Source organism: [Scytonema hofmanni] UTEX 2349, assembly GCF_000582685.1.
Lineage (GTDB): Bacteria > Cyanobacteriota > Cyanobacteriia > Cyanobacteriales > Nostocaceae > Hassallia > Hassallia hofmanni.
On record NZ_KK073768.1, the window covers coordinates 2786723 to 2803092 of the forward strand.

A 16370-nucleotide genomic window follows, 5' to 3' on the forward strand; every position below is an offset into this window, starting at 1 on the left:
TACCAACTTTGAATAATTTTTTCTCGTAGTAAGCACTTCAGTGCTTATTTTAAGCACTAAAGTGCTTACTACAATTTAAGCTAACCAAAGTTCTTGAGAAAATCGGATACTAAAGGTAGCTAAAACAATGGCGAAAAATCCCATAATTGCATATCCCCAACGCGGATAACGAGCAAGCAATAGTCCAAATGCAAACGACAGCGACACAATACCATAAGCGTAGCGTTCAACAGAAGCAGTAAGTCCGGTATTAAGTATTAAGCCATAGGATAAAAAACCATATATAACAGCAACCAGAGGAATTTTATTTCGAGAAAACCAAAGTAAATAGACACCACCGAAAATAAGTAATATTTTAATTAATGGCTCACTTTTAAATGGATCGTTAGGTAAAGAGTTGCGTGTTAATAACCAGAGTAAAATCCATAGAAAATAAAATGCATAGCGCACCTTAGTCGCACCTAACTTGCTGCGAAAACGCCATAGTAAATAACTGCTACAAACAATAATTGTAAATAACAAAGGATGCAATAGATTTTGAATATAGCCATTTCCACTAGTTGAACCAACGACGATTTGCATCAACATTTTCCGCCAACCTTGCCAGTCAAACCCCACCGAAGAACGCCATCCTTTTTGTGCGTGAAGGAATGCTAAAGCGTCACCAAATTTAATTTGACAATACAGATTATAAAAAACAAAACCGCTACCTACACCTAAACTAGCAATGTAGGCTTTTAAACCTCTGCCTTCTTTCCAGGAGACAAACAAAAAGGCAGGTATGAGTGTTATTCCAGTTACTCGTGTTGCTGTAGCTAATCCACCCCAAAAAACTGTCGAGATATATTGTCTTTTATCGAAAGCTCGCAAAGCAGATATGCTGCACAATAAAAACAGTCCTTCGGTGTAAACTACAGTTCCGTAAAGCGAATAAGGACACCATGCTAAAACAGCAGTTGTCCACCGTGCTGCACTTTTACCATAACTTTCGTTTACCCAAAAATACAGAATTATTAAAGCAGCTAAAAATGCCAAATTATTTATTAATGTGCCTGCGACTGCAAAAGGCAAGCCAAGATTCATAAATATTCGGATAATTAAGGGAAATAACGGAAAAAATGCCGTTGAATATAATGCTCCATTATCGGAAGGTTGATATCCATTAGTTGCAATTTGCTGATACCAAACACTATCCCATGCTGTGAAAACATCCCAACTAAATGTCGCTGCAATGCCATTTGCTGGAGCAGGAAGTAAAGGAGCAATCAACAACATAGTAACGGCTATGACAAATCGGCTCGATAGCCACATTGCTATGACAAACAAAATCTTTTTTATTTGATATTTGTTTTTCCTGGTATATGCTGTTAGCTTGGTGATATTTTCATTAAAGAAATTTGTCATTTATTTTTCACGTTTATAATTTGATTTATTTTTGCCAGACAACTAATATAACTCCACCAACAATTAAGCTTAGACCTATTAAGCGGATCGAGGGAATTGATTCTTTAAAGATGAAGTAACCAAGCAAAACTGAGAAAACATAAACCAGTGATGCAGAAGGAGCAGCAACACTTAAATTGACTCTAGTTAACAAAAGAATGTAAGCAACAGCACCTATACCGTAGAAAGCTAGTCCGGTTAAAAGTTCCGGTATTGTAATAATGCCCAAAACTAAATTAACAGCATTACCTAAATTAACTCTGTCTAACTTCAGTGCGCCTAATTTTAAAAAAAACTGTCCTGTTACACTGGCAAGAACAGACATCAATAGTAAAGCAAATTCTTGTAAAGTCACAAAACTTTCCTTGAAATTATTGTTATGATAAATACAAACTTAATGTTTTTATATATGTTGCTACAAATTAAATTGATGAATGATGAGATGGCTTAGACAAGGGCGTTGTTGATGTATGATTTACATCGCCCATTTCCTTGACAGTATAAACAGGACGACCTTTGACTTCTTCATAAATACGACCTATGTATTCGCCTAAAATGCCAATACAAAACAATTGGACAGAACCCAAGAAAAATAGACCAATTGTAATTAATGTGAAGCCAATTAATGGAGAAGCTGGATCGAATAAGCGCCAGTACAGCACTAAGACTATCATTAATAAGGCTATACCAGCTGAGAGCATTCCTAAATAAGTAGCTAGTCTCAAGGGAACTTTTGACAGAGAAACTATCCCATTCACTGCTAATGCCCAAGACTTACCGAAGGTATACTTTTCTTTGCCAGCAAAGCGAGGATCTCGTTCAAAATGTATAGATGTTTGGCGAAAACCTACCCACGCTCTTAAACCGCGAATGTAGCGATTGCGTTCGGGCATTGCATTGAGAATATCTACCACTTGCCGATCCATCAAGCAAAAATCACCTGTATCGGGTGGTATATCTACATCAGCTAAAACCCTGAGTATGCGATAGAAGACGTAAGCTGTCAAGCGTTTTAGCCAACTTTCTTGTTTACGAGAAAGACGCTGGGCATAAACTACTTGATAGCCTTGTTGCCATTTTTCTATCATGGCTAAAATTAGCTCTGGGGGGTCTTGCAAATCGGCATCCATAACGATCGCAATTTTGCCTTGAACGATGTTCAAACCAGCAGTTACGGCAATTTGATGACCAAAATTCCGCGCAAAACTGAGGTAACGCACACGACGATCGCAATGGTGAAGTTCGCGGATCATATTTAAAGAGCGATCGCGACTTCCATCGTCAATTAAAATTAACTCAGCCTCACCGTCTAATTGCTCGATTAAATTATTCAGACGTCGATACATCTCGGTGATGTTTTCTTCTTCGTTATAAATTGGTATAACTATCGAGTAGATTGGTTTATTCACTGTCCTGTTTGTGTTTTTAACACTGAAATACACCGCTTTTTAAATAAGTATTATAAATTTATTTAAAAAAATTCATAATTTACTTACTTTTATTGAACTCAATTAACTGCAAATCAGAACCTTCATGACTTTGATTTACTTTTGTGTGCTAAAAGCAAAATAGATACGCCAAAAGGAAGACTCAATCGATTCATTAAGTGACGTTCGCTTGCAAACAAGAGACTCAAAAACTTATTGATATGTTTTGGAGGCAAATGCAAATCGCTGTTATCAATCGAATTACTTTCAAGTTTTAAACATGAACGCAAGTAACGCACGCCAGCAACGAGAGGAAACAAAAAAAAGTTAAAATAGCTACTGTAATGCACAGTATACCCAGCCTTTCTCACAACTTGTTGCAAATTTTTCAATACATAACGACGTTTATGATGGTTAATTTCATCGTGCTGGCTCCACAAAAACTGGTAAGCTGGAACCGTAATTAACAAAGAACCTCCAGGCTTTAATTTTGTATGCAATGCGGTCAGTGCTGCCAAGTCATCATCAAGATGTTCCAAAACATCAAGTATGAGAATTATGTCATACTCATTGCTAAAAGGAATTTTATCAGGTAAGCCACCCAATTTTACTGGAATTACTTGCCGCTCATTGGCAATTTTGCAAGCGGTTTCATCTAACTCCATCGCTGAAACTTGACCGTGACGGGTTAGCATTCTCAAATTGCCACCGGTACCACAACCGACTTCGAGAATTTGGGCATTTTTTGGTAAACTTAGTTTACGAATCCCTTGCTCGATAATCAGACGCCGACCAACAAACCACCAATGTTTATCTTCAACGGATGCATACTGTAGGTAAAAGTCTTTGTCCATAAGGCGTTACTTATTATTCACGATTTGACTTTTTAGCCTACCCAAAGTTTTTGGGCAAAGCGATCGCTATTAGAAAAATATTATCTAGTTACTGCGCTTCAGTTGTCCCCAGCAATTTATAGTAAAGTTGTCTTTGAATATTAAACAATTATGAAAGCAATTACTCTGCTTGGTTCAACTGGCTCTATCGGTACTCAGACTTTAGATATTGTCTCCCAGTACCCAGAACAGTTTCGGATTGTCGGATTGGCATCTGGACGCAATGTAGAACTGTTAGCGGCTCAGATTCGGCAGTTTCGACCAAGTATAGCAGCGATTTGCGAAGAAGATAAATTACCCGCACTCAAAGAAGCGATCGCTGACCTCGATCCTCAACCAATTTTACTCGCTGGTGAGGCTGGAGTCATCGAAGTTGCTCGCTATGGTGAAGCCCAAACTGTTGTCACCGGTATCGTTGGTTGTGCTGGTTTGCTACCCACCATCGCTGCGATCGAAGCTGGTAAAGATATCGCTTTGGCAAACAAAGAAACTTTAATCGCCGGCGCTCCTGTAGTTCTACCGTTAATTGAGAAACATCAGGTAAAATTATTACCAGCAGATTCCGAGCATTCTGCTATATTTCAATGCTTGCAAGGTGTTCCCAAAGGCGGTTTGCGGCGGATTTTGCTCACTGCTTCTGGTGGTGCTTTCCGTGATTGGGATGTAGCAAAGTTAGCATATGTCACTGTTGCCGACGCTCTCAAGCATCCAAATTGGTCGATGGGTCGGAAAATTACTGTAGATTCTGCCACTTTGATGAATAAGGGATTGGAAGTGATTGAAGCACACTTCCTTTTTGGGATGGATTATGAACATATTGATATTGTCATTCATCCTCAAAGTATTATTCATTCCCTGATTGAGTTGCAAGATACTTCAGTTTTAGCTCAATTAGGCTGGGCTGATATGCGCTTACCTTTATTATATGCTTTATCTTTTCCCGATCGCATCCACACTGATTGGCAACAACTAGATTTGGTAAAAGCCGGAAATTTAACTTTCAGAGAACCAGATCACCAAAAATATCCTTGCATGAAATTAGCTTATGCGGCTGGTAAAGCTGCCGGTTCAATGCCTGCGGTATTAAATGCTGCAAATGAACAAGCTGTAGCGTTATTTTTAGATGAGAAAATTCACTTTTTAGATATTCCTCGCTGTATTGAATCGGTATGCGATCGCTTTTCTGCTGATAACTCTGCCAATCCTTCTTTAGATGATATTGTGGCAGCTGATAAATGGGCTAGACAAGAAGTTTTAATGGCAACTGAAAATTTAGAAAAGCGATCGCGTATCATTTCTCTGCGATAAGCTAATAAAATGTAAAGACGTTCCGCCGGAACGTCTCTACGACATGTTATTAATTACTTTATAAAAAGTTACGTTACATACCGTTTTTTCCAGCGTTTTAACCGCAACTGAAAATTTAGAAAAGCGATCGCGTACTATTTCTCTACGATAACCAGATTAATAGCGAATAAAATGTAAAGACGTTCCGGCGGAACGTCTCTACGACATGTTATTAATTACTTTATAAAAAGTTACGTTGCATACCGTTTTTTGTGTCGCTTTCCAGTATGTTAAGCGCAGGACAATTATATCAAAAATGCCCAAGGATAAAAAGCTCGATTATTGCTGTCGCCAGATTAAATTTGAAACCCTATTTTCAGATTAGTCCGCGCAGGCGGACTTTGTTTATGTAGCCGCGACTTCAGTCGTCGGGGCTTCTTGGGTCAAAGAGCGATCGCTGCAATAATTGTTACTAAATGTAAAAGTTTATCTTTCTCAACACAAGACTTTTTTTAAGGGTGATATTTAAGGAATTAATAATATGTTAGTTGCTTTAATTGTAGCGTGGATAGTATTTACAATATTAGTGAAGATAGTAAAAACCACCGTCAGCAGTGCAATAACTATTGCAGCGATCGTTGTTTTATTACAAATAAGTTATGGCATTACTCCTCAAGATATTTGGAATCAAATAATTCATTTGCCTCAAAGTCTATCGCAAATACACGGTGGTAAATAACGGTTAAAAATACCGTCCACCGTCATAGACACCCACAGACACCCACACCCTAGAAGGGTGTGTGCAACAACCAATCAATTATTCATCGATCCCGAAAGCCTCGCTAATGCATCTTGAACAGTTGTAGGCAACTGACGCATAATTTTACCTCTTTCTTTGTCCACTGCAACTAATGTCACCTTGGCAGTAACGTATAACTCTTGCCTATCTGGTGATTCAATCGCATAATCCCAATTAATACGGACACCAGTCACCTCACTCATGCGCGTTCTGACGACTGCTGTCATACCTAAGCGAATTGCCCGATGATAGCGCAACGACAAATCTACAACTGGTAAATCACATCCTAAAGCAACTAAATCAGCAAATTCAATGCCTATAGATCGCAAGCATTCTATCCGCGCTTCTTCCAACCAAGCAATATAAGAACCGTGCCACACAACACCTGAATAATCCGTGTGGTGGGGTTGCACTCTGATAATATATTCATACCAATTCTCAAATGCCCTCAGAGTTGGAGTGTCAAGGGCACTTGTTGGCGATAATTGTGGTTGATTTGATTTTTCTTCCGACATTTTAATTTTTTTTAACAAAAGCTAGAGATTTTTTACAATTTTAATAGTATAAAAATTAGTTGTTCTGTACAATTTAATAGTTGAAAATTAACACTCACCTTATTTGGTGAGGGTTTTCCTATGCGCTCTCATTTTTATTATTTCAGTTTTGCTATTGCTAGTTTACTTCTTTTCCCAGGTTTGGGGACAGCATTATCAGCAAGGAAACCAGTAAATTTAAATTTAATACATCAGTATAATTACCGAGAAACGGCTCAAGCATTACCCCAGAAAACTAGCCAATTAGAAGTTCAGCGACTCAACTCAGAGGCAATTAAACTATTAGGTGCAAATCGCTCTGAACAAGCATTGCAGACATTGGAAAAAGCACTATTACTGACCACAGAGACTGGACAACGCTGGTGGGAAGCGGTGACACTAAACAATATTGGCAGAGTGTACCAAAAGCAAGGTCAGTATTCACCAGCACTTAAATCTTATCAGCAAGCTTTATTCATTTACAGAGAATTAGAGGATCGCGTCCAACTTGGCAAAACCTACAGCAACATCGGTTATCTTTTCGATGTTCAAAATAGACCTGATTTAGCAGTTTTTTTCTATAAACATTGTCTCATCAACCGGGAGCTTGCACGTTTGGAACCAGCAGCGCTAGCAGTAGATCCGGATGCTTACAGCATAACTGTTGCTCAAACATATCGTACTTTAGCTGAAAGATTACTAAAAGCGCAGGGACACATTTCCCAAGCGCAGCGAACTATGGATTTACTCAAAGTCGAAGAACTACAGCAATATCTCCGGAATATAGCTGGAAATCGACGCACTGCCAAAGGTATTGAAATATCCCCACAGGAAGAACCAACGAAACAAAAGTTAGATCAAACTCTCGATAATGCTGTTGTTCTGGGTCAAGAACTGACAAAATTACGTCAGATTTCTCCGGAAAGGCGATCGTCTCAACATAAACAACGTATCGCCCAACTTGTAACAAATCAACAACAACTGTTGGATCGATTTAACGATTTTATTAATAGTCCGGCGGTAAGATCCCAGATAGAACATATTAACCGCACAAGCAGACGCCAAAATTTAGATTTGGAGAGTCTTAACGAAATTCGGGATAATTTGGCACGATTACCCAAAAAAAGCGTCCTCATCTATCCACTAGTTTTACAAGATAGCTTGGAATTGGTACTCGTAACTCCTGATTCACCACCAATTTATCGTACCGTGGCTGTCAAACGTCAAAAACTAAATGAAACAATATTAGCTTTCCGTCAAGCTTTACAATCTCCGAGTCAAAATGCCAAAAAACCTGGAAGTCAGTTGTATGACTGGCTAATTAAACCGATAGAAAAGGAGTTGAAGCAAGCTGGTACACAAACTATAGTTTATGCACCAGATGAACAGTTGCGCTACGTTCCTCTTGCTGGTTTATATGATGGCACGCAATGGCTAGTACAGCGCTACAGCATCAATCACATCACTGCTGCCAGCTTAACTAATTTCAATACCAAACCCGAATCGAAATTGCGGATTTTAGCTGCTGCCTTTACCAAAGGTAATTATGATATTAGAGTTGGTAATCGAAAGTTTTCTTTTTCCGGTTTGCCCTTTGCAGCGGAGGAAGTGGAAACCTTGGCAAACATCGTTCCCGGAACCAAGAAGATTTTAGATGATGCCTTCAGCCTCGCTGCCACTGTGCCACAATTGGATGACTATACGATTGTCCATTTTGCTACCCATGCCGCGTTTGTGACCGGTAGACCAGAAAACTCTTTTATTTTATTTGGAAATGGCGATCGCATCAACTTGCGAGATATCGCCACCTGGTCATTATCCCGTGTGGAATTGGTAGTATTAAGTGCCTGCGAAACTGGCTTGGGAGGCAAATTAGGCAACGGTGAAGAGATTTTGGGCTTTGGCTATCAAATGCAAAAAACCGGCGCTAGGGCAGCGATCGCTTCATTATGGGCTGTGGATGATGGCGGTACAGAAACTTTGATGAGTGCTTTTTATACTTTGCTTGCTTCGAGTAAGTTGCCAAAATCTGAAGCTTTAAGGCAAGCACAAATTGCTTTAATTACGGGAAAATCGCCTACGATAAAACAGCAAAACCGTAGTAACAATATATCTCCTCCCGTTGCCGGTAGCTTCAATCATCCTTACTATTGGGCACCCTTCATTTTGATTGGTAATGGGTTATAATAGTCAACCGAAAAATTTTACTTGCTCATAGGGGAAGGGGAAAAAAATTTCATGAGTTGCGGACTTGATATAAAGCGATCGCAGTTCCTTGAAATAGAATGTTGCCGAGCCAATGTGGGCGGATTTCCCGACTTGAGCAATAGGAGCGGATTCCCCCATTGTCGCATAGGAGCGTAGCAGAACCGCCCATCCGACTGTTCACCAATTGCCAATTACTTCTTAGCAATTCCCAAATTGACATCTACACAAAGGTCAATTTTCTAAATACCCCATTAGACACAGACATTTTTAACACTTCTTGGCTAGAGTTTTGCTACCTGTAGAAGTTGGCGCAGGTTGCTTGACAATATTGGCAAGTTCCTGTAGTTGGTTGATTGCTTCTGCACCTTCCAACTTCATTAATTCGCGATCGTCCCGCATCTCAGTCCAAGTGATCCCGTAATCAGACACCAAAAAGCGAATCAGATGATTGTCGCCCAAGCTAACCATAAACGAACCACTATTCATCTGGTCGCCGCAGGTATAGCAAGACGCAGGATATCCACGTCGCTCAAGTACAATTGCCAAGGCTTGCAGGTTCATTACCAAGTCTTGAACGAATTGCCGATGTTGTTGCGCTAGTCTTAGAAACACGTTTTTCCTCCAAACACCACTATCATTTGATTCAATTTTATATTTTCTTTAGATTTTCTCATCAACTGGTATTGTAGACTATTCATTACAATTCCCAAAGAAATGTTGAGTTTTTGAATGCCTACCTTGCTTAGGGTAGTGCATAACCCGTTGGCGTTACGTATCAAAATATTCAGTTTGCAGATGCAAAATATCCGACAGAATAGAGAATCTTTATCTTACCCTCATACTCTTCTGTCAAAGTAGATGCTTACCTAAGACAATCCGCTTTAAGAGTAGCGCAAATTTCAAACAAGTCAACTACGCAAAAGATACATATGGTATCTTTTTGGCGAATTTACAGCCAGATTTTTGATTGGCATAAGGTATCACACCTGTTTACGTCTTCTGGTTAAGTTTTTATAAGCTGGTTAGCTTGTACTTTTTCAGACAACGAGAAAGTGATGCCATAGTATACATTTAGCTTGGGAGATAATCTGGTAAATTATCGGTTTCAGGTAGGGCTGAATCGATAATTTTCAATTTTTACCGTCCGTAATCAAGGTAAAACCTTCACAAAGTAAGACCTATCGGGAAGTTAAAGATAAGTCTTATCTGAAACCCAAAACCTCTGGTCTTATCACTGAGAATAAGTTAAGTCAAAAAAGCCATGTTGCCATTTAGGCAGGTTTTTCAGCCTTTACACGAGATTTTGAGAAACAGTTGCATAAGATACAAAAAGTTTTGTTACTGGGTTAAGTAAACGGTAGTATTAGATACAAAAAAAATTATTTTTATTAGACTTACAGAACAAAACAAAAAAAGACAGCTTCGTTGCTTGAGCTGTCTTTTATGTAAAAATTATCCGCGCACTCTTCTTTAGACGACTTGCCACCAACCGAAAGCAGGACCAATAAAACGGATTGTTATCCAGCCGATAACCGTAAGGATAATGCCAATCCAGGCACCTTTAGTAGTCCATTGGACAAATTGTTCGGATTGAGTTTTGGTAATGGGAACCCACGGCAAGATGCGAGTTTCTTGACCGTATTTTTCTCCCATAGCAGTTTTGGTTGAGTCGATGGGGAGTATTATCTCCCGCACCTCTCAGTTAGATCCGTGCGTACCCGTTTCCGTGTACACGGCTCCCGATGTTCTCAGCTTGCGCTTTTGCTCATGTGTTTGTAATCGTGACAACTCTCGTGAATTGCTTCTAGATTATTTTTCTTCCAGTTGGCGTGATTTCCGTTGATGTGGTGCAGGTGAACCCGTTCCTCATCAATGAACTTTAAGCCGCAGGATGCACATTTATGGTTTTGCTTCTTAAGAGCTTTAGAGGTTTCACCGTTGTAGAGCTTGCTATTACGTTCGCTCCAGTAGGTTGTATCTCCGTAATAGGGGGATTTAGTTCCCTTGACTGAGACGTGTTTATTTTCGGAGTAGGGAACTGCTGGAAATGCCTTGTCTAGTAATTTCTTGCTAGAGTAGCGGTTTTGTTTGGTTTCCTTGTTAAATACCTTGTAAGCTCTTGTTTCGATGTGGTACAGGGAATTCCTGGAGCCATCCATCTTGCAGAACTTATGGTAATTTCTCCAACCTCTAACCACCGAGGCTAATTTATCAGCCTTTGTGGTAGCACCATAATTCGAGTTGTTGACGATGTGTTTTACTTTCTTACGGAGCGCTTTGAAGTTGTCCACTGAAGGGATACTTCTGAACTTTCCGTTTTTCTGGACTTTGAAGTGCCAGCCGAGGAAATCAAACCCATCTGTCGCAGCGGTAATTTTGGTTTTCTTTTGGCTTACATTCATTCCGCGTTTGCGGAGGAACTCGCTGATTCTTTCAAGTATCTCTGTCGCATCATCTTCGGGTCGGAGTATAATAACCATGTCATCCGCGTATCGGACTGATGGCTCGGTGATATCACTGGCTGAGGTTTTATTAGTGATTCTCTGCCCTTGATTCTCGTGGTATCTGTGTATACTTTCAATGCCGTTGAGTGCGATGTTTGCTAATAGTGGGCTGACCACTCCGCCTTGAGGTGTTCCCTGTTCGGGGAATTCTGGGTTGACTCCTGCCTTGAGACATCGGAATATTCCGAGTTTTAAGCCTTTAGGGGCAATAAGTTCGTCCATTATTGCTGAGTGATTAATCCTATCGAAGCACTTTTCAATGTCGAGTTCGATTACTCGTTTTTCTATTCCATTGGAACTGGAGCTAAGGTTTAAGAAAATGTATTTTTGTGCATCATGGGCGGAGCGCCCAGTTCTGAACCCATAACTCCTGGCGTGGAAAGTGGCTTCGTGTGCTGGTTCGAGTGCATATTTTGCGAGGCATTGCCAAGCTCTATCCGCGATGGTGGGTATCTTAAGCATTCTGATAGTCCCGTCCTTTTTGGGGATGGGGATTTCTCTTAGTCTTTGATGTTTCCAGTTTCCGCTGTTCACTCTTAGTAATTCTTCAAGGTTGAAGCGTTCTTCAAATGAGAGGGATTTTTTCCCATCAATACCAGCCGTCTTTTTACCAGCATTTAGCTGAGATACTTGTCTTATTGCAAGAAATCGAGCCGAGGTGGATTTTAGAATGAGCTTTTGGAGTGACCGCGCTTTCCGCTTGTCTCCAACTTGAACAGCTTTAAATACGCGCTTTTGAAGGCGGAAAAGGTTTCGGCGGAATTTCTTCCACGGTAATGCTTTCCAAGATTCACTAGTTTTGTAACTGTGTCTAATCATTTTCTCTTCTCTAGTTTGTATTTTCTGAACACCTCAGTCCAATTACGGACTGTCCTACCCGAACTGTGGGGATTCCTCCGCTCGTCTGGTCTACCTGAGATTCGACTGTCTCAAGACCCACAATTCGTTTTTCTTCGTTCCCTCGGAGAGATTGATGAGCCACTGCGTTGCGGTGATTCCACTCGGCGGTTGCCTGTACCGTCCCGTCGAAGTGGCGAACCCGAAGGGGGGTTCCCCCCGTTGTAGCATGTGGCGTTGTTCCGTTAGATGTAGCCAATTCGACTACTGGATTCCCTGGACTCTTGCCGTTAATCGACGTTAATTCGGCGGGAATGAACTCCAGTGGGGTCAGGGATTTTGCGTTGCGCCCTGCCTGCAAATAAGTCGTTTTTTTAGGCTCGGTTTCATCGTAGGAACTCCCTATTAGCGCCAGTGTCAACCCGCAACGGTCGTCTGATTGCGCCCTGTTCCCAGCTTCACTCTACAAGAACCGAGCTTGTTCGGTGTGGGCAGATAAGGAGTCAATTCTGAGTCTGAATGGCAAGACTTGCACTTGCATCTGACCGAGAGTTCAGCCCTTAATGACAGTAATCTGCTGTCGGACTGGTTTAGTTATGTACGGACTGATTACCGTGATTCACTAAACAACGAATCGCACACGACGTTTTGCTTCACCCATAATCAGTAATTCAAAGTTAGAAAATTTTCAAAATTTTTAGTTCCCAATGCCGATGATAACTTTTGGCGAATATGGCGATCGCCTGTGCTTGACCAAAATTAACTTTCCTTCAAGCTTCGTGCTTTTAGTCGGATGCCTTTTTCTTTAATTTCAAACCGACGTCAAAAAAGGTAAATAGCCAAGAAGATTATGTAGAATTTTCCTCTACTTCAGTAGAAAATAGACTGGGATCAAGATAGTTAATACGTGCTAGAGGACTAAGGGCAGCTAAAACTTGAGTCCCGTAACTACGATTTACCACACGAGTGTCAAGTAAAGCAACAATACCTTGACTTTCTCGCACTGGAGCGATCGCCCGTTGTAATTCATTTAAAGCAGTCGGCAATAAATATAAGCGAAACCAATCTTGATGCGATCGCTTATAATAATCAACCCTACCAGCCACCAACGGATTTTCTAAAGATGGCAAAGGCAAAGTCGCAATAATTAAAAGCCTCGGTGAAGGCAACACACCTTGATGTTCTCGCCAAAATTCCCAACCACTGACCAAAATACCATTTTCATCCAAACAAGTTTTTTCAACCTGCACCCGCGAACCAAACTCAGATGCCAAAATTGCCCCGGCTTGAGCCTTTAATGGTACATCCCCCACCAGTATGACTATCAACCCTGGTGCAGTCGCACTTAAACAAAGCAGCGTCCGGACTTTGTGAATAAAAGCTGATTGAAATTCCGGCGTATTCGGTAAAGGTAATTTATGCGGCAAATATAATTGAATCGCTTCTGTTTGGCTATCAGAAGAGAACTTCAAGCAAGTTAAATTATCCAACCCCAAACGCGCTTTAAAAATAGGAGCCTCAGTTTCCGGTTCTAAAGCGCTACCAATCAACACCACAGGTTGCCGACTCCATATCGGCATGAGAATTTTCCCTAATTCAATTGGGGCGTAATGTAAAGAAAATAAACCTTGGCGACGGGCAATAGTCCCCCAGAGGAGGGCAGGGGGAGTCGAGGAAGAAAGACGTTCATCAATGTTTTGAAATTGCTGCCAGAAGTGTTTCCACACATCTGGAAGCGTAGCTGGATCTAAAGCTGAATAAAGACGGCTAAGAATTTCTGCTTCCGGCTGAGAAATCAGATAACATTCATAAGGATTAGTCGGATGCTGGAACAGTTCCCGTGTCAGCTGTACCCTTACCTCGCGAATCAGATCAACTTGATATGGGCAGGCTAACATCAGCTGATCCCAGTCATGGGGTTGAATTTCTCTTTTGAGTTGATGACGAACCCAATCTTCAAGATCGTCCACACCATCAATAATTGTGGGAATACCTACGGGAAAGTCATCTGTAAAAGCTAGTTGCGCTTTTAACCAAGCCTCAGGGGAAGTGAGAAACAGTCCTTGGAACCCATCTTTGGGGAAAGCGTCGCCAGTTCTAATCGGTTTGCCGATTTGCAACCACTGCTGTAGTCGGGGAATTTCCACTTTTGCAAGGCGTTGTTGTACACCTTCCGGGGCAACAATAATTACAGGACCATGCCACATTAATGCGGAAGCTACAAAACTAGTGCGATATCGCCCTTGATAACCACAAACCGCCCCGACTTGCATTAATGCGCTACGTCCGGTACGCAAGGTGCGTGCTACCAACCTTGCCATCGTCAAATGATGGGGCCAGGAAGGGAAACCCGCCTGCGATCGCAAAAAGTTATGTAGTGACAAATGAACTTCTGCCTCAATCACACGCTTTTATCCCCATACAAAGTAATTTTTACCTACAAAGCCCCACTTTTATCATCTTGTTATTAGTTAGTTGTTATTAATTAGTAGTTATTAGTTTAGTAGTTAGTAGGAGCGTGGTTACTAGTTGGATCTTAACCACGCTCTTAGTACGGGCGCTTTTTACCCACTATCCACTATCCACTACCCACTATCTACTATCCACCAACCAATTACCAATTTCCCGTTCATTATGCCTACATACAAAGGAATTTCCAGCGAAGCCTTCAGGCATCCACTAGATCGCCAAGCCGAGGAAGCTTTAAGAAATTTACCCGGATTTGATTTGATTGCTCGTAAATTTGTGGAATTTGTCTATGAACGCCCTCAGTTAGTCTATTTAATGGGCAACACCATCCAAGTCGGTCCGCGTCAATATTCCACTATTTACCAGATGTTTCGGGAATCCGTGCGAGATTTAGATATAATCTCTGAACCTGCACTGTTTGTCTCACAAAATCCCGAAGCAAATAGTTATGCTTTGGGGCAAGAGCATCCTTACATAGTCATAAACACAGGGATTTTAGACTTACTAAACGAAGCCGAGATTCGGGCAGTGCTAGCCCATGAACTGGGGCATATTAAATGTGGTCATACTATTTTAATTCAAATGGCGATGTGGGCGATGAGTGCCGCTAATGCCTTAGGTAGGTGGACTTTTGGTGCTAGTAATTTTGTTACACCAGCTTTGATGTATGCCTTTTTTGAATGGCGACGCAAAGCCGAGTTATCCGCCGATCGCGCCGCGCTTTTGGTGACGGATGATTTAAATACGGTCATGTCTTCGATGATGAAAATAGCTGGCGGTAGCAGCAAATATGCCCACGAATGCAGTTTACAAGAGTTTATCCGTCAGTCAGAAAATTATCAGGCTGATGAAGATGTCCTTAATCAGGTGTATAAATTCTTAATGTATAACGGCGCACAAGGCGAAATGCTCAGTCATCCTTTCCCCGTTGAGCGCTTACATTATCTACGTGAGTGGGCAGTATCAGAAGAATATCAGCAAATCAAAAAAGGAAATTATATGCGATCGCCTGCTGAAGGCACCGTCAATGTTGGAGTACAAACACCCCAAAATCAAGAAGCAGAAAATTTACGCCAGAAAATTGAAGAATTGCAACGAGAAATTAACAAAATGAAAAAAGGGACTGGGGACTAGGGACTGGGGACTGGGGACTGGGGACTGGGGACTGGGGACTGGGGACTGGGGACTAGTCCATAGTCCCCAGTCCCTAGCCTTACAGTTTATCATTTCCTTGTAGGTGTGAGAATTTACGTATTGTTCAGTATGGCTATTAATTGTATAAAAAGGGTCTTTGTGTTAATTAACGCGATGTGCAACTTATTCTTAAAACCCCTCTCCAAACCTCTCCCCGAAGCGGAGAGAGGCTTTAAGTCTTGCTCCCCTTCCCTCTCTTCTCCTGTCGGAGACGCTGCGCGGTTTTCATGCGCGAAGCGCTGTACGAGACGCTTCTCTTCTCCTGTCGGAGACGCTGCGCGGTTTTCATGCGCGAAGCGCTGTACGAGAGGCTTGTCTGCGACACGCTCCGCGAACGCCAACGCGAACGTAGGGAAGGGGTTGGGGGTTAGGTTTGAGAGAAAGTTGCACACCGCATTAATTAGTATTCTTGCTGCTGTCTTCTTGTTGCCCTTCATTGCTTCGGCAGCACCTGCTAAAGTTGATTTTAGTAAGAGTGCAATTGTTTCCCAAGTCCCCAATTCATCATTTCAAATTAATCTAACTCCTCAACAGCGTCAGCAACTTCAAGCTGTGCGTCAACGTAGAAATAGAGATATTCAGGCAATGTTAGACTCATCGCAACGTGTCAAACTTGCCAAAAATCTACACGCAGGTAATAGCCTCAATCAAGCTTTAGAATCACTTGACTTGCAAGCAGATCAGCAAGAGATGTTGAAAGCGATCGTCAAAATTAGTAATTTGAAAATGAAAGCTATTTCAGGACGCTTTCTGCACAATTAAATAACTAATTTTTG

Annotated in this window: 16 protein-coding genes; 5 read left to right on the forward strand and 11 right to left on the reverse strand. The window is 41.3% G+C overall.

Annotated features, from left to right (window positions below; translation table 11 throughout):
• Positions 1-75: 75 nt before the first annotated feature.
• The 4 genes from TOL9009_RS0117450 to TOL9009_RS0117465 form a co-directional block, all read right to left on the reverse strand.
• Positions 76-1404, reverse strand: a complete 1329-nt coding sequence (locus TOL9009_RS0117450; protein ID WP_398344793.1) for a mannosyltransferase family protein — start codon at positions 1402-1404, stop codon at positions 76-78.
• 25 nt (positions 1405-1429) lie between these two features.
• Positions 1430-1798 (reverse strand): DMT family transporter, encoded by a 369-nt coding sequence (locus TOL9009_RS0117455; RefSeq protein WP_029633926.1) that lies wholly within the window; start codon positions 1796-1798, stop codon positions 1430-1432.
• A gap of 67 nt (positions 1799-1865) precedes the next feature.
• On the reverse strand, positions 1866-2852 hold the full coding sequence (locus TOL9009_RS39555) for a glycosyltransferase family 2 protein (protein WP_051502936.1): 987 nt from the start codon (positions 2850-2852) through the stop codon (positions 1866-1868).
• A 122-nt stretch (positions 2853-2974) separates the two neighbouring features.
• Positions 2975-3724, reverse strand: a complete 750-nt coding sequence (locus TOL9009_RS0117465) for a class I SAM-dependent methyltransferase (protein WP_029633927.1) — start codon at positions 3722-3724, stop codon at positions 2975-2977.
• A gap of 150 nt (positions 3725-3874) precedes the next feature.
• Here TOL9009_RS0117465 and dxr point away from each other — a divergent pair, with 150 nt between their 5' ends.
• Both dxr and TOL9009_RS0117475 read left to right on the forward strand, forming a co-directional pair.
• The gene (dxr, locus tag TOL9009_RS0117470; RefSeq protein WP_029633928.1) at positions 3875-5071 is read left to right on the forward strand and encodes a 1-deoxy-D-xylulose-5-phosphate reductoisomerase; all 1197 of its coding nucleotides are present in this window, start codon (positions 3875-3877) and stop codon (positions 5069-5071) included.
• A 520-nt stretch (positions 5072-5591) separates the two neighbouring features.
• Entirely contained in the window at positions 5592-5789 is a 198-nt protein-coding gene (locus tag TOL9009_RS0117475; RefSeq protein ID WP_029633929.1) for a hypothetical protein, read from the forward strand.
• A 74-nt stretch (positions 5790-5863) separates the two neighbouring features.
• Here TOL9009_RS0117475 and TOL9009_RS0117480 read toward each other — a convergent pair whose 3' ends face one another.
• A complete protein-coding gene (locus TOL9009_RS0117480) occupies positions 5864-6364 on the reverse strand; it encodes an acyl-CoA thioesterase (protein WP_029633930.1) in 501 nt (166 codons plus the stop codon).
• Between the two features lie 120 nt (positions 6365-6484).
• On the opposite strand from TOL9009_RS0117480, the gene TOL9009_RS0117485 reads away from it, so the two are divergent.
• Entirely contained in the window at positions 6485-8569 is a 2085-nt protein-coding gene (locus tag TOL9009_RS0117485) for a CHAT domain-containing protein (RefSeq protein ID WP_029633931.1), read from the forward strand.
• 49 nt (positions 8570-8618) lie between these two features.
• Here TOL9009_RS0117485 and TOL9009_RS45770 read toward each other — a convergent pair whose 3' ends face one another.
• The 6 genes from TOL9009_RS45770 to TOL9009_RS0117510 all read right to left on the reverse strand — a co-directional run bounded on the left by TOL9009_RS45770 (position 8619) and on the right by TOL9009_RS0117510 (position 14336).
• The gene (locus tag TOL9009_RS45770; RefSeq protein WP_144238263.1) at positions 8619-8810 is read right to left on the reverse strand and encodes a hypothetical protein; all 192 of its coding nucleotides are present in this window, start codon (positions 8808-8810) and stop codon (positions 8619-8621) included.
• A 47-nt stretch (positions 8811-8857) separates the two neighbouring features.
• The gene (locus tag TOL9009_RS0117490; RefSeq protein WP_029633932.1) at positions 8858-9202 is read right to left on the reverse strand and encodes a DUF1815 family protein; all 345 of its coding nucleotides are present in this window, start codon (positions 9200-9202) and stop codon (positions 8858-8860) included.
• A gap of 858 nt (positions 9203-10060) precedes the next feature.
• A complete protein-coding gene (locus TOL9009_RS0117495; protein ID WP_038296408.1) occupies positions 10061-10243 on the reverse strand; it encodes a DUF2839 domain-containing protein in 183 nt (60 codons plus the stop codon).
• A gap of 95 nt (positions 10244-10338) precedes the next feature.
• Positions 10339-11913, reverse strand: a complete 1575-nt coding sequence (locus tag TOL9009_RS0117500) for a group II intron reverse transcriptase/maturase (protein WP_029633934.1) — start codon at positions 11911-11913, stop codon at positions 10339-10341.
• 10 nt (positions 11914-11923) lie between these two features.
• Positions 11924-12292, reverse strand: a complete 369-nt coding sequence (locus tag TOL9009_RS0117505) for a hypothetical protein (protein WP_144238264.1) — start codon at positions 12290-12292, stop codon at positions 11924-11926.
• 487 nt (positions 12293-12779) lie between these two features.
• Positions 12780-14336: a helicase C-terminal domain-containing protein gene (locus TOL9009_RS0117510; protein ID WP_029633936.1), complete on the reverse strand. Its 1557-nt coding sequence runs from the start codon at positions 14334-14336 to the stop codon at positions 12780-12782.
• A gap of 229 nt (positions 14337-14565) precedes the next feature.
• Here TOL9009_RS0117510 and TOL9009_RS0117515 point away from each other — a divergent pair, with 229 nt between their 5' ends.
• Together TOL9009_RS0117515 and TOL9009_RS0117525 are read left to right on the forward strand one after the other, a co-directional pair.
• Positions 14566-15534, forward strand: coding sequence for a M48 family metallopeptidase (locus tag TOL9009_RS0117515; RefSeq protein WP_029633937.1), 969 nt, complete (start codon positions 14566-14568; stop codon positions 15532-15534).
• Between the two features lie 444 nt (positions 15535-15978).
• On the forward strand, positions 15979-16356 hold the full coding sequence (locus TOL9009_RS0117525; protein ID WP_051502938.1) for a hypothetical protein: 378 nt from the start codon (positions 15979-15981) through the stop codon (positions 16354-16356).
• Positions 16357-16370: the final 14 nt, after the last annotated feature.